This window comes from Pseudorhodoferax sp. LjRoot39 (genome assembly GCF_964253035.1).
Classification (GTDB): domain Bacteria; phylum Pseudomonadota; class Gammaproteobacteria; order Burkholderiales; family Burkholderiaceae_C; genus Pseudorhodoferax.
The window spans coordinates 4,796,987-4,818,609 of record NZ_CAXUQL020000001.1 but is presented as its reverse complement, the minus strand read 5'-3'; the positions used below and the strand labels follow the sequence as shown (position 1 = coordinate 4,818,609).

Annotated in this window: 18 protein-coding genes; 8 read left to right on the top strand and 10 right to left on the bottom strand. The window is 70.5% G+C overall.

Features of this window, described 5'->3' with window-relative positions; genetic code table 11:
- The 3 genes from ACSQ4M_RS22485 to ACSQ4M_RS22475 are packed head-to-tail and all read right to left on the bottom strand — an operon-like array spanning position 1 to position 4,033.
- Entirely contained in the window at positions 1 to 1,578 is a 1,578-nt protein-coding gene (locus ACSQ4M_RS22485) for a class I adenylate-forming enzyme family protein (RefSeq protein ID WP_436191635.1), read from the bottom strand.
- Between the two features lie 14 nt (positions 1,579 to 1,592).
- On the bottom strand, positions 1,593 to 2,822 hold the full coding sequence (locus ACSQ4M_RS22480; protein ID WP_436191634.1) for a CaiB/BaiF CoA transferase family protein: 1,230 nt from the start codon (positions 2,820 to 2,822) through the stop codon (positions 1,593 to 1,595).
- Between the two features lie 38 nt (positions 2,823 to 2,860).
- Complete coding sequence (locus ACSQ4M_RS22475; RefSeq protein WP_436191633.1) at positions 2,861 to 4,033, bottom strand: FAS1-like dehydratase domain-containing protein; 1,173 nt, start codon at positions 4,031 to 4,033, stop codon at positions 2,861 to 2,863.
- A gap of 234 nt (positions 4,034 to 4,267) precedes the next feature.
- Between ACSQ4M_RS22475 and ACSQ4M_RS22470 the strand changes: the two genes are divergently transcribed.
- Genes ACSQ4M_RS22470 through ACSQ4M_RS22460 form a run of 3 tightly spaced genes read left to right on the top strand, consistent with a single transcriptional unit; the run spans position 4,268 to position 7,853 of the window.
- Entirely contained in the window at positions 4,268 to 5,668 is a 1,401-nt protein-coding gene (locus tag ACSQ4M_RS22470) for an MmgE/PrpD family protein (protein ID WP_436191632.1), read from the top strand.
- A complete protein-coding gene (locus ACSQ4M_RS22465) occupies positions 5,665 to 6,654 on the top strand; it encodes a tripartite tricarboxylate transporter substrate binding protein (RefSeq protein ID WP_436191631.1) in 990 nt (329 codons plus the stop codon). The genes ACSQ4M_RS22470 and ACSQ4M_RS22465 overlap by 4 nt, the downstream gene beginning before the upstream one ends.
- Positions 6,655 to 6,665: 11 nt before the next feature.
- A complete protein-coding gene (locus ACSQ4M_RS22460; protein ID WP_436191630.1) occupies positions 6,666 to 7,853 on the top strand; it encodes an amidohydrolase family protein in 1,188 nt (395 codons plus the stop codon).
- A gap of 575 nt (positions 7,854 to 8,428) precedes the next feature.
- Here ACSQ4M_RS22460 and ACSQ4M_RS22455 read toward each other — a convergent pair.
- The 3 genes from ACSQ4M_RS22455 to ACSQ4M_RS22445 all read right to left on the bottom strand — a co-directional run bounded on the left by ACSQ4M_RS22455 (position 8,429) and on the right by ACSQ4M_RS22445 (position 11,667).
- Positions 8,429 to 9,607 carry an IS91 family transposase gene (locus tag ACSQ4M_RS22455; protein ID WP_436190227.1) on the bottom strand — a complete coding sequence of 393 codons (1,179 nt, stop codon included), beginning with the start codon at positions 9,605 to 9,607 and terminating at the stop codon, positions 8,429 to 8,431.
- Positions 9,608 to 9,616: 9 nt separating this feature from the next.
- Positions 9,617 to 10,492: a tyrosine-type recombinase/integrase gene (locus ACSQ4M_RS22450; RefSeq protein WP_436190226.1), complete on the bottom strand. Its 876-nt coding sequence runs from the start codon at positions 10,490 to 10,492 to the stop codon at positions 9,617 to 9,619.
- A gap of 266 nt (positions 10,493 to 10,758) precedes the next feature.
- A complete protein-coding gene (locus ACSQ4M_RS22445) occupies positions 10,759 to 11,667 on the bottom strand; it encodes a LysR family transcriptional regulator (RefSeq protein ID WP_436191629.1) in 909 nt (302 codons plus the stop codon).
- 107 nt (positions 11,668 to 11,774) lie between these two features.
- Here ACSQ4M_RS22445 and ACSQ4M_RS22440 point away from each other — a divergent pair, with 107 nt between their 5' ends.
- A complete protein-coding gene (locus tag ACSQ4M_RS22440; protein ID WP_436191628.1) occupies positions 11,775 to 12,653 on the top strand; it encodes an aldo/keto reductase family oxidoreductase in 879 nt (292 codons plus the stop codon).
- Between the two features lie 193 nt (positions 12,654 to 12,846).
- Here ACSQ4M_RS22440 and ACSQ4M_RS22435 read toward each other — a convergent pair whose 3' ends face one another.
- Genes ACSQ4M_RS22435 through ACSQ4M_RS22420 form a run of 4 tightly spaced genes read right to left on the bottom strand, consistent with a single transcriptional unit; the run spans position 12,847 to position 17,259 of the window.
- Positions 12,847 to 14,055 (bottom strand): CaiB/BaiF CoA transferase family protein, encoded by a 1,209-nt coding sequence (locus ACSQ4M_RS22435; RefSeq protein ID WP_436191627.1) that lies wholly within the window; start codon positions 14,053 to 14,055, stop codon positions 12,847 to 12,849.
- Entirely contained in the window at positions 14,043 to 14,903 is an 861-nt protein-coding gene (locus tag ACSQ4M_RS22430) for an HpcH/HpaI aldolase/citrate lyase family protein (protein WP_436191626.1), read from the bottom strand. The genes ACSQ4M_RS22435 and ACSQ4M_RS22430 overlap by 13 nt, the downstream gene beginning before the upstream one ends.
- Positions 14,904 to 14,914: 11 nt before the next feature.
- On the bottom strand, positions 14,915 to 16,081 hold the full coding sequence (locus tag ACSQ4M_RS22425) for an iron-containing alcohol dehydrogenase family protein (protein WP_436191625.1): 1,167 nt from the start codon (positions 16,079 to 16,081) through the stop codon (positions 14,915 to 14,917).
- Positions 16,081 to 17,259 (bottom strand): acyl-CoA dehydrogenase family protein, encoded by a 1,179-nt coding sequence (locus ACSQ4M_RS22420; protein WP_436191624.1) that lies wholly within the window; start codon positions 17,257 to 17,259, stop codon positions 16,081 to 16,083. The genes ACSQ4M_RS22425 and ACSQ4M_RS22420 overlap by 1 nt, the downstream gene beginning before the upstream one ends.
- Before the next feature lie 146 nt (positions 17,260 to 17,405).
- On the opposite strand from ACSQ4M_RS22420, the gene ACSQ4M_RS22415 reads away from it, so the two are divergent.
- The 4 genes from ACSQ4M_RS22415 (at position 17,406) to ACSQ4M_RS22400 (ending at position 21,616) form a co-directional block, all read left to right on the top strand.
- Positions 17,406 to 18,314, top strand: coding sequence for a LysR family transcriptional regulator (locus ACSQ4M_RS22415; RefSeq protein ID WP_436194052.1), 909 nt, complete (start codon positions 17,406 to 17,408; stop codon positions 18,312 to 18,314).
- A gap of 81 nt (positions 18,315 to 18,395) precedes the next feature.
- Positions 18,396 to 19,661, top strand: coding sequence for an acetyl-CoA hydrolase/transferase family protein (locus ACSQ4M_RS22410; RefSeq protein WP_436191623.1), 1,266 nt, complete (start codon positions 18,396 to 18,398; stop codon positions 19,659 to 19,661).
- On the top strand, positions 19,658 to 20,437 hold the full coding sequence (locus ACSQ4M_RS22405) for an enoyl-CoA hydratase/isomerase family protein (RefSeq protein ID WP_436191622.1): 780 nt from the start codon (positions 19,658 to 19,660) through the stop codon (positions 20,435 to 20,437). Before ACSQ4M_RS22410 ends, ACSQ4M_RS22405 begins: the two co-directional genes overlap by 4 nt.
- Positions 20,438 to 20,539: 102 nt before the next feature.
- A complete protein-coding gene (locus tag ACSQ4M_RS22400) occupies positions 20,540 to 21,616 on the top strand; it encodes an SMP-30/gluconolactonase/LRE family protein (protein WP_436191621.1) in 1,077 nt (358 codons plus the stop codon).
- Positions 21,617 to 21,623: the final 7 nt, after the last annotated feature.

The following is a 21,623-nucleotide window of genomic DNA, read 5'->3' as shown; positions in this document are numbered from 1 at the left end:
TCATCCTGCTTTCTTCTGCAGTTCGGCGCGGACTTCGGCGCTGATCACCGCCTTGTCGACCTTGCCGGTGTGGTTGGTCGCGAGCGGTTCGCGCTGCAGCTTCCACAGGCTGGGGATCGCGAAGGACGCGATCTGGCCGCGCAGCTGCTCCTTGATCTGCTCCGCGGTCAGGCCGCTGTCGGTCACGACGACCGCCATGACCTCCTCGCCCAGGTCGCGGTGCGGCACGCCGAACACCACGGTCTCGGCCACGCCGGGAATGTTCATCAGGGCACGCTCGATGGCGGCCGGCGCGATGTTCTCGCCGCCGCGGATGATCATGTCCTTGCAACGGCCCGTGATCCACAGCTGACCGTGCTCGTCGAGGCGGCCCAGGTCGCCGGTGTGCAGCCAGCCCTCGGCGTCGATCGGCGATTCGGCGATACCGTAGTAGCCCGACATCTGAGTCGGCGAGCGCAGCAGCACCTCGCCGTCCGGCAGGCCGGGATGCTGCAGGAAGCTGATCTCCACGCAGGGCAGCGGCTTGCCGGTGGACCCCAGCTGTGCCACGTCTTCCGAGCCGGCCGAGGCGGTGGCCTGGCCGCCGTTCTCGGTGAGGCCGTAGCCGGTCGGGATGCGCGGGCTGACGTCGGGAAGGCTCTCGCGGATGCGGGCCATCAGCTCGGCATGCACGGGTGCGCCGCCGATGCTGATCGCCTTCAGGCTGGACAGGTCGCGGCGGCCCACGTCCGGGTGGTCCAGCAAGCGCGTCACCATGGTGGGCACCGCGTTCCAGCGCTTGACCTTGTGGCGCTCCACCAGGGCCAGCACGTCGGCGGGATCGAAGCGGCCGGCGGACAGCACCAGCGTCTCGCCCACCACCAGCGCACGCAGCAGGGTCTGCATGCCGCCGACGTGGAACAGTGGGCCGGTGATCAGCGTCACGTCGTGCGCGGGCGCGTCGATCTGCTGGGGCAGCTTGCGCGTGACGTGCAGCGTCATCTGCAGCCGCGCCAGCACGGCACGGTGCGACAGCTGGACGGCCTTGGGCTGGCCCGAGGTGCCGGACGTGAAGATGATCAGGGCGGTGTCCTGCTCGCTGCCGCTGGCGGGCTCGGCGTCGGCCGGCACCGTGGCCGCCGTGTCGATCTCCCACGGGGCCTGGGGCACGCCGGCCGGCAGCTTGCCGGCGGTGCGGGCATCGGCCAGGGCCGCGGCCGGCTGCAGCAGCGCCACGCCGTTGCGCACCTCGTGCTCGCTCCACCAGGCATTGGCAAGCACCGGGACGGCACCAGCTTGCAGGCAAGCCCAGAAGTTGACCACCCATTCGGTGCTGTTCCAGCCCAGCAGGAAGACGCGGTCGCCGCGCTCGACACCCAGGCCGGCCAGTTGGCGGGCCTTGGCCAGCACGGCGGCGTGCAGGGCCTGGAAGCCCAGGACGCGCTCGTCCTGGATCAGATGGGGCTGCGTTCCCCAGCGTCCTGCGAAGGCGAGCAGTTGCTCGACCCGGCGCGGGCGCTCGGTGTAGACCCGGAACGGAACACCGCCGATCGTCTCCGTGGCGATGTCCTTGCCCCAAGGGGTGGTGGTGGTCGACATGCTGGTGTCTCCGTTCAAGATTTCTTGTAGCGATCGAGCATCGCGTTGTCCTGGCCGAGTGCCGGGGCCGGTCTGGCGGGGCACCATGCACCATCGAACTTGATGGGAATGCGGACGCTGCGGATGGAGCCGACGTTGCCCGGATACTCGACATCGGTGATGGAGCCCGAGCCGCTGGCGGCTTCGACCTCCAGCGCCTCGCCCAGGCTGCGGACCACGCCGCACGGGATGCCCGCCACCTCCAGCCGCCGCACGATCTCGGCAGCCGTGAACTCGGCGAAGACGGCGCTGAGCACGGCATCGCAGGCGTCACGGTGCAGGACCCGCGAGGCCGCCGTGATGAACCGCGGGTCTTCCGCGAGATCGGGGCGGTCCATGGCCAGCACGATCTTCTTCCACGAACCGTCGCTGAACGTCGAGAGCAGGATGTTGCCGTCCGAGCCCGCGTACTGGCCGTAGGGCACCACGCCCGGGTGGCGCGACCCCATGCGCTTGGGCGTCTCGCCCGTCACGAAGTAGCGCGTGGCGTTGTAGACGGACAGCGACAGCAGCGAGCTCATCATGCTGACCTCGACCAGGCTGCCCTTGCCCGTGCGCGAACGCTTGTGCAGCGCGGCCAGGATGCCGTGCACCGCGAACATGCCCGAGGTCAGGTCGGCCACCGGCAGGCCCAGCTTGCTGGGCGGGGCATCCCCTTCACCATTGAGGCTCATGACGCCGGACTCGGCCTGCACGATCAGGTCGAAGGCGGCACGCCGGCTCTCGGGCCCGGTCGCGCCGAAGCCGGAGATCGAGCCGTAGACGATGCGGGGATTGATCCTGGAGATCACGTCGTAGCCCAGGCCCAGGCGTTCGGCCACGCCGGTGCGGAAGTTCTGGATGAAGATGTCGCAGTCGGCCGCCATCGCATGGATGAGCTGGCGCCCCTCCTCCGACTTCAGGTCGACCTCCACCGACGCCTTGCTGCGGTTGATGGTGGAGTGGTAGAAGCTCACGTCGCCCTGCAGCGGCGCGATGTGGCGCGTGTCGTCCCCCGCCTCGGGCACTTCGACCTTGATCACCTCGGCGCCCATCTCCGCGAGCAGCAGCGTCGCGTAGGGGCCCGAGAGGTAGCGCGTCAGGTCGAGCACGCGCACGCCGGCCAGCGGCAGGTCCGTGCCGTCGGGCGCCGGCGCATCGCCGGCCGTCGAATGGTCCTGGGCACGCTGCGCCTCGGCGATCAAGGTGTCGCGGGTGGTTCTCATGCTCGTCTCCGTCCTTCGTGCTGGGGCGTCGCTCTCGCTCAGGCCGCGTTGCGCTTGGGCAGCGCCACCACCGCGGTGCCGGGCATGCACTGCTGGCCGCGCTGGTTGGTGGCCCAGGTGACCAGGCGGACGATGTGGCGGCCCTGCTCGTCGACCTCCTTGGCCTCGATGCGGCCACCCAGGCGCACCACGTCGCCCAGGTAGACGTGCGAGCGGTACTGGCCCGTCAGCGCCAGCAGCCGGCCCGCGTCGCCCATCCAGTTGGTCAGCGAATGGATCTGCCAGCAGGTGCGCTGGATGCCCACGTCGTAGGCGATCTGCGCGCCCTGCAGCTGGGCCGCGTAGTCGTTGTAGTGCACCGAGTAGACCGGCTCCAGCGCATGCGTCCTGGGGTCGCGGAAGGCCCACTTGGGGTGCTTGTGGTAGCGCTTGAGCGACACGGCATGGGCGGCCACGCGCGGGATCGGCGCGGCGCCGGCGGCGATGAAGGCGATGAAGTCCGTCAGGCCCAGCGGGCCCTTGGTGATGACGTCGATCTCGTCGCCGACGTTGACGTCGTCCCAGTAGCGCGGCGTGGCGCCGCGCGGGCGTTCGGCCAGGATCTGCTCCTCGATGGCGGCGATCTCCTCGTCCTTCCAGGAGTGCGGCACCTCGATCGCCCGGCTCTCGCGGCGCGCCTGCATCTCGCCGCGCTCGAAGCGCATGCGCGAGCAGATGAAGGTGGCCTTCAGGTCGCCTTCGTCGTTGCGGTACTCCTGGCGCAGGTAGTCCTTGATGCGGCGGCCGCCGAAGTTGCTGTCGGCGATGGGGCCGTCGAACCCGTCGAAGGTGACCTTGGCCGTGATCTTCTCGCCCACGCGGATCGGGTCGCCGAAGGTCATCTTGGTCTCGGCATGGAAGCCGCCCAGACCCGGCCAGCCGACCTGCACGGAGCCCAGGCAGGCGAAGATGAAGCTGGGGGGCGCGACCAGCGTGCCGTGCGGGCCGTTGTTGGCATAGGCGGCGTCGGTCCACAGCGGGTTGTCGTCGCCGATGCCTTCGCAGAACCGCATGATCGCCAGGCGCGTGGCGTACTCGTTGTTCAGGCAGGACTCGGTGCGCAGGTCGGTGCCGATCAGCGCGCGCATGTCGGCCAGCATCTTGTCGGTGAACTTGCCCAGGGCCAGCTCCTTGGTGATGCCGGCTTCGGTTGTCTCTTGGGTGGTGGTCATCTCTACGGGTCCGTGTTCGTGTTGGTGGTGACGGACTGTAGGTTTGGCAGGGGTGCGGCGTCCATGCGTCTTTCGTGGAACCGGCATGCACGAAAGCCGTGCACGGCCGGTGTTCGCGAAATCGGGACACGGGGTCGCGAACTTCGCCATGGACGGCGGCGCGGCGGGCTTTCTAGACTGCGCCGCACAGACCGGAACGCCGTCCGCGCGCAGCCGGCTACCGCAAGGAGACACATGGCCAGCACGCCATCCACCAGCCCGGTCACGCTGACCGGACAACTCGCACGCTTCGTCCACCGGTCGCAGTGGCAGGACCTGCCCGGCGCCGTGCAGCACGAAGCCGTGCGCGCCTTCGTCAACGGCATCGGTTGCGCCCAGGGCGGCGCCTCCAGCGCCGCCGTGGCCCATGCGCTGGCCGGGCTGGACCGGCTGCAGGCCACCGGCCCCTGCACCGTGCTGGGCACGCAGCGCCGGCTGGACCCGTCGAACGCGGCCATGGTCAACGGCCTGGGCATCGGCGCGCATGCCTTCGACGATGCCCACCTGGCCACGGTGGCGCATCCCGGCGCGCCGGGCATCGCGGCGCTGCTGGCCTACGCCGAGCTGCACCCCGTGCGCGGCACCGATTTCCTGCATGCGCTGGTGCTGTCCAGCGAGCTGCAATGCCGCCTGAGCTGCGCGCTGACCGTGCCGCCTGCGCAGTGCGAACTGGGCTGGTACATGACCGGCGTGACCGGGGCCGTGGGCGTGGCCGCTGCCGTCGGCAAGCTGATGGGCCTGTCGGAGCGGCAACTGGCCTGGGCCATGGGCCTGGCGGCGCTGCAGGCCGGCGGGCTGCGCGCCTCGCACGGCAGCATGGGCAGCGCCCTGATCCCGGGCCATGCCGGCCGCGAAGGGCTGTTGGCCGCGCACCTCGCCGCGGGCGATTTCAACTGCCACGACGATGCGCTCGGCGCCACGCACGGCCTGCTGCAGCTGTTCGGCCGGCCGGCGAACGCCGATGCGCTGACCGAGCGGCTCGGCCAGCACTGGGAGTGCATGAACGTCTCGCTCAAGCCCTTTCCCTCGGGCTGCCTGACCCATGCCGCGACCGACGCCTGCCTGCAGCTGGTGCGCGCGCACGACTTCGCCGCGGCCGACATCGCGCGCGTGGACCTGTGGGTGCACCCGCTGGCCGAGGGCCTGACCGGCCGGCGCACGCCGCAGCACAGCTTCGACGCGCAGGCCAGCATCTACCACTGGGCCGCGGCCGTGCTGCAGCACCGGCGTGCCGGCCTGGCCGAGGCATCGGACGCCTGCGTGCACGACCCCGCCGTGGTCGCCCTGCGCGGCCGCGTGGTCGCGACCGTGGACGAGGCGCTGGCGCTGGACGCAGCGCGCGCCGCCGTCACGCTGCGCGACGGCCGGCGCCTTGAGGCCGCCGTCGACCCCTGCATCGGCGCCGCCACACGGCCCATGACGGACGCCGAGCTCGACGCCAAGCTGCTGCGCCAGGCCGGCGACGCGCTGGGCCCGGACCAGGCGCTGCGGCTGTCGCGCATCTGCTGGCAACTGCCCGAGGCCGCCGACGTGGGCCGGGCCGCCCCCGGCTTCTGGGGCCCCGCCCCGCTGCTCTCCACCAAGGACACCCCATGAAGCCCCTCCTCCGCAGCCTCGCCCTGCTGGCTTGCGCGGGCATGGCCTGCCAGGCCACCCACGCACAGGCACAGGCACAGGCCCCGGCCTATCCGACGCAGCCCATCCAGCTGGTCATCCCCTACGTGCCTGGCGGCGGCAGCGATACGCTGGCGCGCCTGCTGGCCGAACACATGGGCACGCGCCTGGGCCAGCGCATCGTGCCCGAGAACAAGCCCGGCGCCGCGACCATGCTGGCGGCGGCCCAGGTGGCCCGTGCGGCGCCGAACGGCTACACGCTGTTGATCAGCACGCTGGCGCATGCGCTGAACTCCAGCCTGCAGCCACAGCTGCCCTACCACCCGGTCAACGATTTCGAATTCATCGGCAAGATCGGCAGCTTCGGCTTCCTGGTGGTGACCACGCCGAAGCTGGGTGTCCAGGATCTGCAGGGCCTGGTCGAGCGCATGCGCGCCCAGCCCGGCAAGCTGCAGTTCGGCTCGGCCGGCGTGGGCTCGCCCATGCACCTGGGCGGCGAGTACCTCAAGCACCTGACCGGGACCGACGCCATCCACGTGCCCTACAAAGGCGAAGGCGCTGCCCTGACCGACCTGCTGGGCGGCCACATCAGCTTCATGCTGTGCACGGTGGCCACCTGCGCGCCCCGCGTGCAGGACGGTTCGCTGACGGCGCTGGCCGCGCCCTCCGCGACCCGCCCTGCCCTGCTGCCCAAGGTGCCGACCAGCGCCGAGGCCGGGCTGCCCGGCTACGAGATCAGCACCTGGATCTTCCTGGCGGCCCCCAAGGGCACGCCGGCGGCCGTGGTGCAGCGCCTGGACCGCGCGCTGAACGAGGTGCTGGCCGACGAGAAGTTCCGCGGCCGCGTCACCGCCATGGGCGTGGACCTGGACGCGCGCAGCACGCCGGCCGGCACCCGGCAGTTCGTGCAGGCCGAGATCGAGAAATGGCGCCCGGTGGTCAAGTCCTCCGGCATGACGCTGAACTGAAGGACATGGCCATGCCCCCGACCCGCCGCACTGCGCTGGCCGCCCTCGCCCTGGCGGTGGGCGATGCCGCCCTCGGCAACCCTCCGTCCCACCAGGCCACGACCGACATGCCCGCCACCTCCTACCGCGGCAACCAGCACCGCCCCACCAAGGACCTGCTGGCCTGGCATGCGCTGGCGTCCGTCGAGCCTGCGCTGGAGCCCGGCCTGCCGATCGTGGACCCGCACCACCACCTGTTCAACACCGAGGCGCAGCCGCTGTATTGGCGGCGCGAGGACATGGCGCAGGACCTGGCCGGTGGGCACCGCGTGCTGGGCACCGTCTATGTGGCGGCCTACGGTGCGGGCTGGCGCAGCGACGGGCCGGAGCCCCTGCGCTCGGTCGGCGAGGTCGAGCGCATCGTGCAGCTCAGCGCGCAGCCGCTGCCCACGCCGCAGGGGCCATGCCGGCTGGCGGCGGGCATCGTCTCGGACGTGAACCTGTCCCTGGGCGATGCCGCCGCCGAGGTACTGGAAGCGCACGTGGCCGCGTCCGACGGCCGGCTGCGCGGCGTGCGCTACTACACGACGTACCACGATGGCGCCCTGTGCAGGTTCATCCCGAACGCGCCGCGGCAGCTGATGGCGGACGCGGCGTTCCGGCGCGGCTTTGCGCTGCTGGAACGCCACCGCCTGAGTTTCGACGCGCTGGTCTACCACACGCAGCTGCGCGAACTCGCGGCACTGGCGGACGCATTCCCGCGCACGACCATCGTGCTGAACCATGTCGGCATGCCGGTCGGCGTGCTGGACTTCGCCACGCAGCGCAGCGCAGTGCGCCGGCAGTGGGAGCAGGACATGCGCCTGCTTGCGCAGCGGCCCAACGTGGTCGTGAAGGTGGGCGGCATGGGCATGCCGATCTTCGGCTTCGGCTTCGAACAGCGCGAACGGCCCGCCGCCACGCAGGCGCTGGTGCAGGCCTGGCAGCCGCTGGTGCAGGTCTGCATCGAGGCCTTCGGCCCGGCGCGTTGCATGCTGGAGAGCAACTTCCCGGTGGACAAGCAGTCCTGCGGGTACACGCAGCTGTGGAATGCGTTCAAGCTGGCGACGGGCGGGCTGTCGGCCGAGGAACGCAAGGCGCTCTTCTACGGGACCGCCTGCCAAGCCTACCGGTTGCCGGAACTCCAGGCAGCGTGCGCTGCGACCTGGCCTGGGGCCTGAGGAGCCACGTCACTCGAGACGCGACGCGGCAACATCAGCGGCTCGCCGGGGAGCACGACGTCGTCGCCCACGGCACAGGCTGCCGTGTGCCGGTCGCGCTGCTGCTACGCCCATAGTTCCCTGACCCGTACCATGGCAGCAGGCACCGTCGTGTGCGGTATGCGCAACGGCAACCGGCCTTCGGCTGAAGTTAGGCGCGGAGCGTCGAAGGACCCGTCCTGTTTAGGGTTGTGAGATACCTGCCCGGCAAGCCGCAGGTCGTGGATGAGCCACGACCTGAGGGCAGGTGTCGCACAAGCCTCGAGGGAGGAAACCGCGGATTGCGTCGCTGCGGCAGTTTGCCGCGGCAGGCTATGGGGATTTGAGCAACGCGATGCTGGTCCTGGCGGCCAGGCTGTGGGTCCGCGCATGCCGGATGGCGCCGCCCATGACGGCGCCGCCTGATCGGATGGACCAGCAGCAGCCGGCCAACTGTGGTCCACGATGGTGACGCAGCTGCCACGCGCACGATTGCCCAGCCGGTGCAGGCCACTGGCCGATCAGCGCGTGTTGCGATCCGTGCGTGCCGTCGCTGGTCATGGCGGCGGTGCGCGGATGGCCATGCCGCGCATGAAGACCAGCAAGATGCTCATTGCCTGCCCGCAGTGCCGGCAGATGAAGGTGGCAGCTGGCGGGGCCGACGCAGCAGCGTCACTGTCCGCCGCGAGGGGCGCTGGCGGAGCCTGGAGCAGCTCGCGCGCCAACGCCAGGCTGGCCGTGCGGCAGCCGTTGGCCAGCAACCCGTAGTGACGGATGCGGTGCAGGCCTGCAGGCAGTACGTGTAGCAAGAAGCGGCGCATGAACTCCGCCGGATCCAGCGTCATGGCCTTGTGGCGCGTGCGGCCCTTGGCGCGGTAGTCCTTCCAGCGGAACGTCACGCCGCGCTCGTCCATCGCCAGCAGCCGGCTGTTGGAGATCGCCACCCGGTGGGTGTAGCGCGACAGATAGGCCAGCACGGACTGCGGCCCGGCGAAGGGACGCTTAGCGTAGACCACCCACTCGACCCGGCGCAGCGGTGCCAGCCAGCGCTTGAAGGCCGGTGCGCCGGCAAGGGTGGCCTGCTCGCCGAAGAACTGCAGCTTGCCGCCCGCGTGCAGCCGCCACAGCTCTTCAAGGAAGCGCCTTCGGAACAGGCGCGACAGCACCCGCACCGGCAGGAAGAAGCCAGGCCGGCACGCCACCCAGGTCTTGCCATCGGGGGCCAGCCCACCGCCGGGCACGATGCCGTGCACGTGCGGATGGTGCGTCAGCGCAGAGCCCCAGGTGTGCAGCACCAGTGTCGCCCCGATCCTGGCGCCCAGGTGCTTCGGATCGGCGGCGATGGTCAGCAGCACCTCGGCGGCCAGGTCGAACAGCAGCCCATAGAGCACCGCCTTGTTCTGGTACGCGATGTCCGCCACGGGCGCCGGCAGCGTGAACACCACGTGGTAATACTCCACCGGCAGCAGATCGGCCTGGCGCGCATCGAGCCAGCGCTGTGCCGCCGCGCTCTGGCACTTGGGGCAGTGCCGGTTGCGGCAGGAGTTGTAGGAGACCTGGTCGGTACCGCAGCCTTCGCAGCGCAGCACGTGGCCACCCAGCGCCGCGCTGCGGCACTGTGCGATGGCCGACATGACCTTGAGCTGGCCCAGGCTCAGGTGGCCGCGCTGGGCGGCACGCCAGGCCGGGCCATGCTGGTGGAAGACATCGGCCACCTCCAGGGCTGGCCGTCCCATGGCTGCACCTCAGGACGGCGGCAGCGGCTCCAGCGGGCCGATCACCTCGCGCAGCAGATCGGTGGCCACGTGGGTGTAGATCGCCGTCGTCTCCAGCCGCTTGTGGCCCAGCAGCACCTGGATCACGCGAATGTCCACCTTGCGCTCCAGCAGGTGCGTTGCGAACCCGTGGCGCAGCGTGTGTGTGGAGACGCGCTTGTCGATACCGGCCGCTTCAGCGGCCGCATGAATGGCGCGGTTGAGCTGGCGCGGCGTCAGTGGGTCGGTCGGGTCCATGCCCGGGAACAGCCAGCCACCGGGCCGCATGCGGCCCTGCGCATTGGCGACGCGCCACCAGGTGCGCAGACGCTGCAGCAACACCGGGCTGAGCATCGCGTAGCGGTCCTTGCGGCCCTTGCCTTGCTCCACCCTCAACGTCATGCGCTCGCCATCCACGTCGGTGACCTTCAGGTGGACGACCTCGCTGGCGCGCAGGCCCGCGCCATAGGCAACCGACAGCGCGGCCTGGTGCTTGACGTTGGTGGCCGCGGCGATCAGGCGCGTGGTCTCCTGCACGCTGAGCACCACGGGCACCTTGTGCGGCAGCTTGACCGGATGCATGCGGGCCATCAGGTCCACGCGCTGCAGCGTGACGTCGAAGAAGAAACGCAGGCCGGTCTGCGTGGCGTTCAGCGTCATGGGCGAAGTGCCCGAGTCCACCAGGTGCAGTTGGAAGTTGCGCAGGTCTTCCACGCTGGCCGTGTCCGGCGAGCGGTGCAGGTAAGCGGCCAGCTTGCGCACGGCCCGGATGTAGGCCACCTGCGTGCGTGGATCCAGCTTGCGGATGCGCATGTCTTCGAGCATGCGCTGGCGCAGCGGCGTGACCGCCGGAATGATCGTGTCCATGGTTGCAGCTCCGTCGATGAGCGAGGCGGGATTGCCTCGACATCGACGGTGGCAGCAACGCGGGAATCAAGCGGCCACGCGTCGCGCGGAGCGCCTACCGCGCGAGCGGTTTAGTCCGACGCTGCGCTGCAGTCGTTCGGACCCGCGACGCGTCCGACCACCCCGGCCGCCACAGTGCCGCGCCCCGCTCTGAACGCGCAGCCAGGCATTGGGTACCAGCCCACAACCAGCCTCGCTGATGCCGCAACGTGAGCCCGCCGCGCCACCTACTCCCACGGCGGCAGCGCCTTGACGAAATCCACGAAGGCCCGCAGCGGAGCCGGCTGGTGGCGTCTGCCTGGGTAGTACAGGAAGGGACCCGAGAAGCGCGGCCACCAAGGCTCCAGCACGGGCTCGAGCTCGCCGCGCGCGATGTATGGCCGCAGCCAGCCCTCGAACAGGTAGACGACGCCGACGCCAGCCACGGCCGCATCCACCGCGAGGTCGGCCGCCGCGCCGATGCGCACCAGCAATGGCCCGGTGGGCTCGATCTTCAGGCGCTCCCCCTTGCGCTCGAACTCCCAGGCGGGTTTCGTGCCGCTGGCGAACTGGCCGCGCAGGCAGGCGTGGTCCAGCAGCTCACGCGGATGCTTCGGCCGGCCGCGCTGCTGCAGGTAGGCCGGCGCTGCAGCGGCGGCGAAGCGCTGCTCGCGCGGGCCGATGGGGATGGCGATCATGTCCTGCTCCAAGCGCTCGTCGTAGCGGATGCCGGCATCGCAGCCGGCGGCCAGTACGTCCACGAAGCCATCCTCGGCAATGACTTCGAGCCGGATGTCCGGAAAGGCCGCCAGGAAGGGCGGAACGATGTGCGGCAGCACGAGGCGCGATGCGCTGACCGGCACGTTGAGCCGCAGCGTTCCCACAGGTTTGCCGCGGAATCCGTTGGCCAGGTCGAGCGCGGCGTAGACCTCCTTAAGCGCCGGCTCCAGGCGCTCCAGCAGCTGCGCGCCGGCCTCGGTGGGCGCCACGCTGCGCGTGGTGCGGTTGAGCAACCGGACGCCGAGCCGGTCTTCCAGCCGCCGCACGGCCTCGCTGAGGCGCGAGGGGCTGCTGCCGATGGCGCGGGCCGCTTCGCGGAAGCCCGCAGCGCGCGCCACGGCGACGAAGGCTTGGATGTCGGCAAGTTCCGTGGTCATGGCGGGTCATTGTTCACCAAACCGCACAGTCTGTGCCGATTGCGACGGATTGTCGAACGGAGAACGGCGGCCTACATTGCCTTCAACACAACCACCGAGCGCATTCCATGACCTCCTCCAACCTCGCCGCAGCAGGCACTTTTCTCCTCGGCGACCGCCGCGTCGGCCGTCTTGGCTACGGCGCCATGCAACTGGCCGGTCCCGGCGTGTTCGGCCCGCCGAAAGACAAGGCAGCCGCGCTGGCGGTGCTGCGCGCAGCGGTCGAGGCTGGCGTCGACCACATCGACACCAGCGACTTCTACGGCCCGCACACCACCAACCAGCTGATCCGCGAGGCGCTGCAGCCTTATGCGCACGACCTGACCATCGTGACCAAGATCGGCGCCGTGCGCGGCGCCGACGCGTCGTGGCAGCCGGCGTTCTCGGCCGACGACCTGACCCGCGCGGTGCACGACAACCTGCGCAACCTCGGCCTCGATGTGCTGGAGGTGGTCAACCTGCGCGCCATGTTCGATGTGCACGGTCCTGCCGAAGGCTCGCTGGAGGCCCCGCTGGCGGCCCTGGCCGAGCTGCAGCACCAGGGCCTGGTGCGCCACATCGGCCTGTCCAACGTCACGCGCACCCAGGTAGCGCAGGGCCGCAGCATCGCGCCCATCGTCTGCGTGCAGAACCACTACAACCTGGTGCACCGCGGCGACGATGCGCTGATCGATGAATTGGCCGCCGCAGGCATCGCCTATGTGCCCTTCTTCCCGCTCGGCGGTTTCACGCCGCTGCAGTCGACTGCCCTGTCGGAAGTGGCCGGCACGCTCGGTGCCACGCCCTTGCAAGTGGCGCTGGCCTGGCTGCTGCAGCGCTCGCCCAACCTGCTCCTGATCCCGGGCACTTCGTCGGTGGCGCACCTGCGTGAGAATCTTGCCGCAGCGTCGCTGGTGTTACCGGCCGAGGCACTCGCAAGGCTGGCGCGCATCGGGGTTGCGGACTGACCGTTCAAGCAGGCATTGGCCCACACCATCGGCTTGCCGATGGCGAGATCTCGCGCCAACGGCAGCGATCATGCTGTGTGGCCGAACGCTCGGCCTGATGCCCATGCGTCACGGGAGCACAACGGCCGCTCGCGGCCCTTGAAGCCACATCGCTCACTCTGGCGCTGAATGGACGGGCGCTGCGCAGGTCGCCTCAGGAAATGACCCCCTGCTCCCTGAACGCCGCCAGCTCCTGCTCCGAATGCCCGAGCCAGGCGCCATACACGGCCGCGTTGCTGGCCCCCATCGGCAAGCTGGGCGCAATCGGCCGGCGCTGCGTGCCCTCGAACACCAGCGGTGAGTGCATCAGCACCACGCGGCCCAGGTCCGGGTGGTCGACCCACTGCAACTGGCCACGGGCATGCATGTTCTCGTCGACCATGACCTCGGACAGCTCGCGCACGGGCGCGCACGGCACCTTGGCCGCCAGCATGCGGCGCGCCACATCGTCGCGCGCGTGTTGCCGCGTCCAGCCCTCGATCAGCGCGTCGACCGCGTCCACGTTCAGCACGCGCGCCGTGCGCGACACGAAGCGCGGATCGTCCTTGAGTTCGCCGCGGCCCATCACGTTGAGGATCGCGCGGAAGTGGTGGTCGCCCGGCGCGTTGAGCACGATGTGCCCGTCGGCCGTCGCGTAGACGTTGTAGGGCGACACGCCCAGCCCGCCATGCCGGTTGCCGGTGCGTGCCGGCGCTTCGGCGCCGCGCGCGTGCAGCATGCCCAGGTTCGAGGCCAGCGAGGCATAGGTCGCGTCTTGCATGGACACTTCGACAACGCGGCCCACGCCGGTGCGCTCGCGCTCGTACAGCGCCGTCATGATGGCGCCGTACAGGTGGATGCCGGCCATGAAGTCGCACAGCGCTGCGCCCGACTTCACGCCGGGCTGGTCCGGGTGGCCCGTGGAGCTGATCACGCCGCACATGGCCTGCATCACGAGGTCCATGGCCGGGTAGTCGCGGTAGGGGCCGTCCTTGCCGTAGCCCGAGCTGGAGCCGTAGACCAGCCGTGGGTTGATCTTGTGCAGCGCGGCCGCGCCCAGGCCCAGGCGCTCCATCACCCCGGGTGCGAAGTTCTCGACCAGGATGTCGGCCCGCTGCACCATCTCGCGCAGCAGCTCGCGGCCCTGCTCGGTCTTGAGGTTCAGCGTGACGGGCTGCTTGTTGGAGTTCAGCATCGCGAACGGCAGCGCCACGCCGCCCAGGTCGCCGCGGCTGCGCAGGTTCTCGCCCGTGAGCGGTTCGACCTTGATGACCTCGGCGCCGGCCATGGCCATCAGGAAGGTGGCGTAGGGCCCGTTGTAGATGTGCGAGAGGTCGATGACGGTGATGCCGGACAGGGGGTAGCGTGGGGTCAGGTCGGACATGGCAGTCCTCGTGCAAGAAGGCGTTGGGCGGACAAATAGTGCGGCCGGTCCAGCATGCGGCCGTCCAGCGCCAGGGCGCCGGCCGTGGGGGCGGCGTCGAAGGCCGCGACGATGCGCCGGGCCTGCGCCAGTTCGGTTTCGGTCGGCGTGAACGCGGCGTGGATGGGCGCGATCTGGGCCGGATGGATGGCGACCTTGCCCGAGAAGCCGTCGCGTTCGGCCTCCATCGCTTGCGCCAGCAGGCCGTCCGGGTTGCGGAAGTCGGTGGTGACGGCATCGAAGGCCGGCACGCGCGCGGCCGTGGCGCCCAGCAGGGTCAGCGCGCGCGCCATCTGGTAGGGCGCGGTGTAGCGTTGCTGCGCATCGCGGTTGGCCTTGGCACCGATGTCGGCCGCCAGGTCTTCGCCGCCCCAGAACAGGCCGCACAGGCGCGGGCCGGCGTCCGTGGCGTAGCTGCCCAGGTGGAACAGGCTGGCGGCGGTCTCGGTCACGATGGGCAGGATGCGCAGCGGCGCCTTGCCGGCCTCGCGCTCGGCCACCAGCGCGGCCAGGCGGGCCACGTCGGCGCCACGCTCGCACTTGGGCAGCATCAGGCCGTAGGGCGCCGCGGGCACGATGGCATCGAGGTCGGCCAGGGCTTCGGGGGTGGACAGCGCATTGATGCGCACGAACAGGCGCATGTGCGCGCGATGCCCCGCCACGAACGCGGCACAGCGCTGGCGTGCCAGCGCCTTCTCGGGTTGCGGCACGGCGTCTTCCAGGTCCAGGATCAGCGCGTCGGCGCCGCTGGCCAGGCCCTTCTCGCATTTGCGGCCGTCGTGCGCGGGAACGAAAAGCAGGGAACGCATGGCGGTGTCCTTCAGTAGGCAGCCTCGAGCACGGCCAGCAGGTCGGCCGCGTCGCGCACGGGGCGCGGGTTGTCGCGCACGAACCAGTCGTCCATGGACACCTCGGCCAGCGCCGACAGCGCATCGCGCGTGACGCCGATGTCGCGCAGGCGGCGCGCGATGGCCAGCTGCGCGAACAGCCGGTCCATGCCCTGCACGACGGCCTCGGCCGCCGCAGCGCCGCGCGCGGGCTGGCCGAACGCCACCGCCAGCTGCTCCAGGCCGGCGACGGCCGCTTCGGCATTGAAGCGCACCACATGCGGCAGGACGATGGCGTTGGCCAGGCCGTTGTCGACATGGAAGCGCGCGCTGATGGCGTGGCCGAGCGGGATCGCGATGCCGGCGCCGGTGTAGTCGGTGCCATGGCCGCACAGCAGCGAGGCGAACATCAGGTCGTTGCGCACCGCGGCGCCCTCGCCCTGCCCGAGCCCTTGCAAGCCCTGCACGATCAGCCGCGTGGCGTGCACGAGCAGCCCGTCCGAGAACGGATCGCCGCGCAAGGACATGAGCCCTTCCATCGCCATGGCCAGCGTGTTCAGCGTCGCGCTCAAGACCAGCGTGCACGGCGGCGTCTGCAGCAGCGTCGGGTGCACGAAGACGGCTTTGGCGCGGGTCTTCGGATCGAACAGCGCCAGCCGCCCGCCATCTGCGGGGTCGAGCAAGGCGCTGCCGGCCTTCATGGTGGCCGTGGTCGGCGTGGTCGGCACGACCAGTTGCGGCAGCTTGGGCTCCAGCAGGCGCGGACTGCGCAGCATGCCGTCGGCGCCGCGCTGGGTGCACAGCTGCCGTGCGTCGGCCTGCTCGGCCAGCAGGATGCTGGCGCCGCGCGCCGTGACCACGGCCGAACCGCCGCCCACGGCCACGACGGCATCGGCGCGCAGGGCGTGCAGGCCATCTGCCGCGGCCTGCACCGCGTCCAGCGGGCTGTGCGCACGCACGCAGGCCAGCACGCCGGCGCAGCGCTCGCCCAGCGCCGCCTGCACCAGCTGCAGCGCGCCGGCATCGCGCGCCAGCGAGGCGCCGCAGACGACGACCGCCCGCGTGCTGCCCAGCCGCGCCAGTTCGCCCGGCAGCGCAGCCAGGCTGCCCTCGCCATGGAACAGCCGCAGTTCCGGCACCAGGTGCCGCAGCACCGCCATCAGAAGGTCCCCTGCGACAGGAAGCCGTCGACAGGGTCGAAGCTCTCGACCAGCTTCTTGCCGACCAGGTCCTTCAGCGCCTCGGTGGCGCCGCCGCCCAGCGTGCCGTAGCGCACGCCGCGGTAGATGCGCGAGATCGGGTAGTCGTTGGTGAAGCCATAGCCGCCATGCACCTGCAGCGCCTCGCTGGCCACGCGGATCGCCATCTCGTTGACGAACATCTTGGCAATCGCCGCCTCGTGCGGGTCCGGGAAGGGGTTGGCGGTGAGCGCGGCACGGTACAGCAGGCTGCGGCCGGCCTCGATGTCGCGGTACATCTCGGCCAGCTTCCACTGGATGCCCTGGAACTCGGACACGTGCTGGCCGCGGATGGTGCGTTCGCGCACGTAGTGGATGGCCTCTTCGAACGCTGCCTCGGCCAGGCCCAGCGAGATGCTGGGGTTCAGGCAGCGCTGGGTGTTGAAGGCCGTCAGCAGCTTCTTGAAGCCGCCCTCGCGCAGCAGCACGTTCTCGAGCGGCACCTCGACTTGGTTGAACTGGATCTCGGCCAGGTATTCGCCGCCCATGGTGTGGTAACGGGCCGTGACCTCGAAGCCCGGGCTGTCACGGTTGACCAGCACGCAGCCGATGCCCTCGCGCCCCGGCGTGCCGTTGATGCGCGTGAACACCACGAACCACTGCGCCTCGTTGGCCTTGCTGATCAGCGTCTTGACGCCCTGCACGATGGCGCGGTCGCCCTGGATGACGGTGTTGGTCTTGTAGTTCGGCACGTCGGTGCCCGCATGCGGCTCGGTCATGCAGACCGCCAGCGCCACCTCGCCGGTGACGACCTTGGGCAGGATGTCGCGCTTCATGCTTTCGGGCGCATAGGTGGCAATCACACGGGTCTGCACGCCCAGGCTGCTCATGACGCCCATGGCCGTCGGGTAGCAGTTCTTGGCGATCTCCTCCAGCACCAGCGCGGTGTCGAACACCGGCAGGTTGGAGCCACCGTATTCCTCTGGGATGGACATGCCCAGCACGCCGATGCCGGCCAGCGCCTTGAGGTTGTCGGCCGGGTAGGTGCCGTCCAGGTACTTGATCGAGTTGGTCTTCATGTCCTTGGCCTTGCACAGGGTGCGCACGGCGCCGACCAGGGCGCGCTGGTCTTCGGTCAACAGCAGTCTTTGGGGGTGCATGGGGGTCTCCGGATGGGGGTGGCAGCCAGTGTCGAAGGGCCTGGCTGCGGCGTCCATGGCGATTCCTGGGAGCACGTCTGCGCGATTCGCGAAGCATCGCGATGCTCCACAATCGGCCGCGTTCAAGCGATGGAGACAAGCCCGTGATGATCGATCTCGTGCAGCTGCGCACCTTCGTGGCCGTGGCCGAAGAGCAGCACCTGACACGCGCCGCCGAGCGGCTGCACATCAGCCTGTCGGCCGCCAGCGCCCATGTGCGCGGCGTGGAGTCCACGCTGGACACGCAGCTGTTCGTGCGCGCCAGCCGGCGGCTCGAACTGACCCGCGCGGGCGAGCTGCTGCTGGGCCGCGCCAAGTCCGTGCTGAACGAGGCCACGCTGCTCGCATCGTTCGCGCGCGAGCTGGGCGGCAAGGTCGAGGGGCGCATCGTCGTGGCCGCCAGCAGCGACCCGGCGTCCAGCCGCATCGGCGAGGTGGCCAACGCCTTGCGGCTGCGCCATCCGCTGGTCAGCGTGGACCTGCGGGCGCGTCCTTCGGCCGGCGCCCACGAGGGCTTGAAGACCGGCGAGCTGGACATCGCCATGCTGCTGGGCCGGCCGGCCGATACGAGTTTCGCGTGCTACGCGCTGCAGACGCTGGGCTTCCGCGTCGCGGGTCCGGCGGCGTGGAAGCAGCAGATCGCCGGCGCCGACTGGGCCGCGCTGGCCGCCCTGCCCTGGGTCACGCCCACCGAGAGCAGCGCGGCCTACACCGTGATCCTCAAGGAGATGTTCACCGACCGCGGACTCACGCTGAACTCGGTCGCGAGCTTCGACAACGCGCTGCTGGGCCGCGCGATGCTGGAGGCCGGCGTGGGGCTGGGGCTGGTGCGCGAGGACTATGCGGTACAGGCCGAGCGCAACGGCATCGTCGCCGTCTCGCCACTGGCGCAGGCCACCTACCCCAGCTACCTGGCGCACCTGGCCAGCCGGCGCGACGACCCGCTGGTGCGCGCCTTTCTCGATGCCGCGACCGAGGTCTGGCCCGACCTGCGGCCGGCCAGGCCGCTCGCATAAACCGGGCATTCGGCAAACCCGCAGCGATGGTCCCGCAATCGCGCATGGACGCGGTGGGGGCCGGTTCCTAGACTGGCCGGCATGCAACAGTGCCGGCTCGATCAACTGCAGTACGCGGACCTGCTCCGCCCCGGCGAGGTCATCGCCTGGCCGCAAGGCCCAGGCGAGCCGCTCGCGCTGACGGAGCGGCTGGTCGCGCAGGGGCCCAGCCTGCGGCGCCCCACCCTGCTGTTCGGGCTGACGCAGTCGGACACCCTGCAGCCAGCGCTGGCGCGCGACTTCGACTTCCACGCGCTGAACGGCTCCGGCAGCAGCCGCCGCGTGACGGGGCTCGCGCAGATCTTTCCCTCGCACCTCAGTGCGCTGCCCGGGCTGTTCCGCGCCAGGGCCTTGCGTGTCGATGTCTGCCTGGTGCAGGTCCGCCCGCTCGCGGACGGCCGCTTCACGCTGGGCGTGGTCTGCGACTTCGTGCACGCGATGCTGCAGCAGGCGCGGCTGGTCGTGGCCCTGGTCAATCCCGCGTTGCCACGCATGGAAGGCGACGCGGTGGTGCTGGCGCAGGACATCGATCTGCTGGTCGACGGCGACGCGCGCATCATCGACCTGCCGGACCCTGAGCCCTCGGCCGTCGAGCACGCCGTGGCGCGCCGCGTGGCGGAGCTGGTGCCTGACCAGGCCACGGTGCAGCTGGGCGTCGGCACCCTGCCCGCCGCCGTGGCGCTGGCGCTGCGCGGCCACCGCGGGCTGGGGCTGCACAGCGGCGTGGTCTCCGATGCGGTCATCGACCTGGTCGAGCGCGGCATCGTCACGAACGCGCACAAGGGCCGCGATGTCGGCAGGATCGTGACGGGCGGGCTGTTCGGCACGCAGCGCCTGCGCAGCTTTGCCGAGCAGTCGGGCCCGTTCGAGATGCGCAGCGCCGACTACACGCACCAGTTGCCGGTGATGGCCGGGCTGTCGAAGTTCCACACCATCAACTCGGGCATCGAGATCGACCTCAGCGGCCAGGTGAATGCGGAGGTGGCGGGCGGCCGCTACCTGGGCGCCGTGGGCGGCTATGTGGATTTCATGCGCGGCGGCGTGGCATCGCCGGGCGGGCGTTCCATCGTCGCGTTTCCGTCGACCACGCCGGACGGCCGGCATTCGCGCATCGTCGCCACCCTGGGCGACCGGCCCGTCACCGCGGCGCGCAGCGACATCGACACGGTGGTGACCGAGCACGGCGTGGCCGAGCTGCGCGGCTGCTCGCTGGCCGAGCGCGCGCGCCGGCTGGCCGCCATCGCCCATCCGGACCACCGCGAAGCGCTGGCCAGCGCCATGCGAACGAACGAGGACAAGCACCCATGACAGACGTGGCGCTGGAACACATCGGCGACAGCATCTACCGCATCCGGCTGAACCGGCCCGAGCGGCTGAACGCGCTGGGCCTGGAGAGCGTGGTGGCGCTGAAAGCCTGCGTGGACGAGGCCAGCGCACAGCACGCACGCGTGCTGCTGGTGCAGGGCACGGGGCGGGCCTTCAGCGCAGGCGCCGACCTGAAGGAGCGCAAGGGCATGGACCTGGCCGGCAAGCTGGCGCACAACGCGCAGATCCGTGCGGCCATCGATGCCCTGGGCGCGGCGCGCTGCGCGACGGTGGCCGTGCTGAACGGCCTGGCCCTGGGCGGCGGCACCGAACTGGCGCTGGCCTGCGACCTGCGCATCGCCGCGGCCGGCGTCAGCCTGGGGCTGACCGAGAGCCGCATCGGCACCTTCCCGGGCGCCGGCGGCACGCAGCGGCTGCCGCGTGTGGTCGGCGTCAGCCGCGCGCTGCAGCTCATGCTGACGGGCGAGCCGGTGACGAGCGAGTACGCCCTGTCCATCGGGCTCGTCAACGAGGTCGTCGCCCCGGAGGAACTGGATGCGCGCGCCATGGCGCTGGCGCGCCTGCTCGCGAGCCGCTCGGCCACGGCGCTGGCCGCGATCAAGCGGCTGGTGCACCAGGGCATCGAGCTGCCGTTGCCGGCGGCGCTGCAGCTGGAGCGGGCCGCCTTGCCCGACATCCTGGGATCGGCCGACTACGCCGAAGGGCTGGCCGCGTTCGCGGAGAAGCGTCCGCCCCGCTTCAGCGGCGTGCTGCCGTGAGCGATCGTTCGCAAATCGCAGACGCCGTGTCCCGAAAACGGCGATGGACGCGCGCCGGCCGCCATTCCTAGACTGGATTTCCAACAAGCATCGGAGACGGGCATGAAAAATTCGACACCCAACACACCATGGCAGCGCGCCCTGCGGCGCGTCGCCACGACGGCAACCACGGCGGTGCTGGCGGCTTGCGCGGTGCCACAAGCCCCCTCGGGCAACGCCCTCGTCTACCGGCCTGGCCTGCAAGGCCTGGCCGCGATCCCGCTGCCCGAGCGCGATCTGCCCACTGCCGTGGCCGAGCCCTGGTTCAAGGTCGGCGAAGGCGGCGGCATGGCCTTGGAGGGCCCCGCGTTCGACCGGCAAGGCAACCTGTTCTTCCTGGACATCTATGCCGGCCGGGTGCTGAAGCTGACGCCGGACCGCCAGCTCAGCGCCATCTACACCGACAAGGACATGCATCCGGCCGGCCTCGCGATCCACAAGGACGGGCGCATCTTCATCGCCGCGCTCGGCCCCATCGGCGCCAGCGGAAGCTTCGAAGCCGGCAGCGTCATCGCACTGGATGCGAATGGCGGCAACCGGCAGGTCATCGTGCCGACGACCGGCAAGTACCTGGTCGACGACCTGGCGTTCGACAACGCGGGCGGCATCTACTTCACCGACTTCCGCGGCACGTCGACCCAACCCGATGGCGGCGTCTACTACGTGCCGCCGGACTTCAAGTCCGTGACCCCCGTGATCCCGAAGCTGGGCGCCGCGAACGGGATCGCCGTGAGCCCCGACAGCAAGGTGATCTGGGCCTCCGAATTCGCGACCGGGCGGATCCACCGCGCCGACATGGCGGCGCCCGGCGTGCTGGGGCGTTGGGGAACGTCGATCCCCTACCAGTTCATCGGCCGCGCGCCCGATTCCATGCGCACGGACGCAGACGGCAATCTGTACGTGGCGGCCTACCACCAGGGCAGGCTGCTGGTGCTGAGTCCGGGCGGTGTCCCGATCGGGCAGATCCTGATCCCGGGACGGGAGGACGACAAGTTCCTCAAGGTGACCAGCATGGCGTTCCTGCCGGGCAGCAACGAGATGGTGATTCTGGCGCGGGACGAGCTCAAGAAGACCGGCGCAATGATCTTCAAGGCAAAGGGCTTCGCGAAGGGGCCGGTGCTCTTCTCCCACCTCAACTGACGATTTC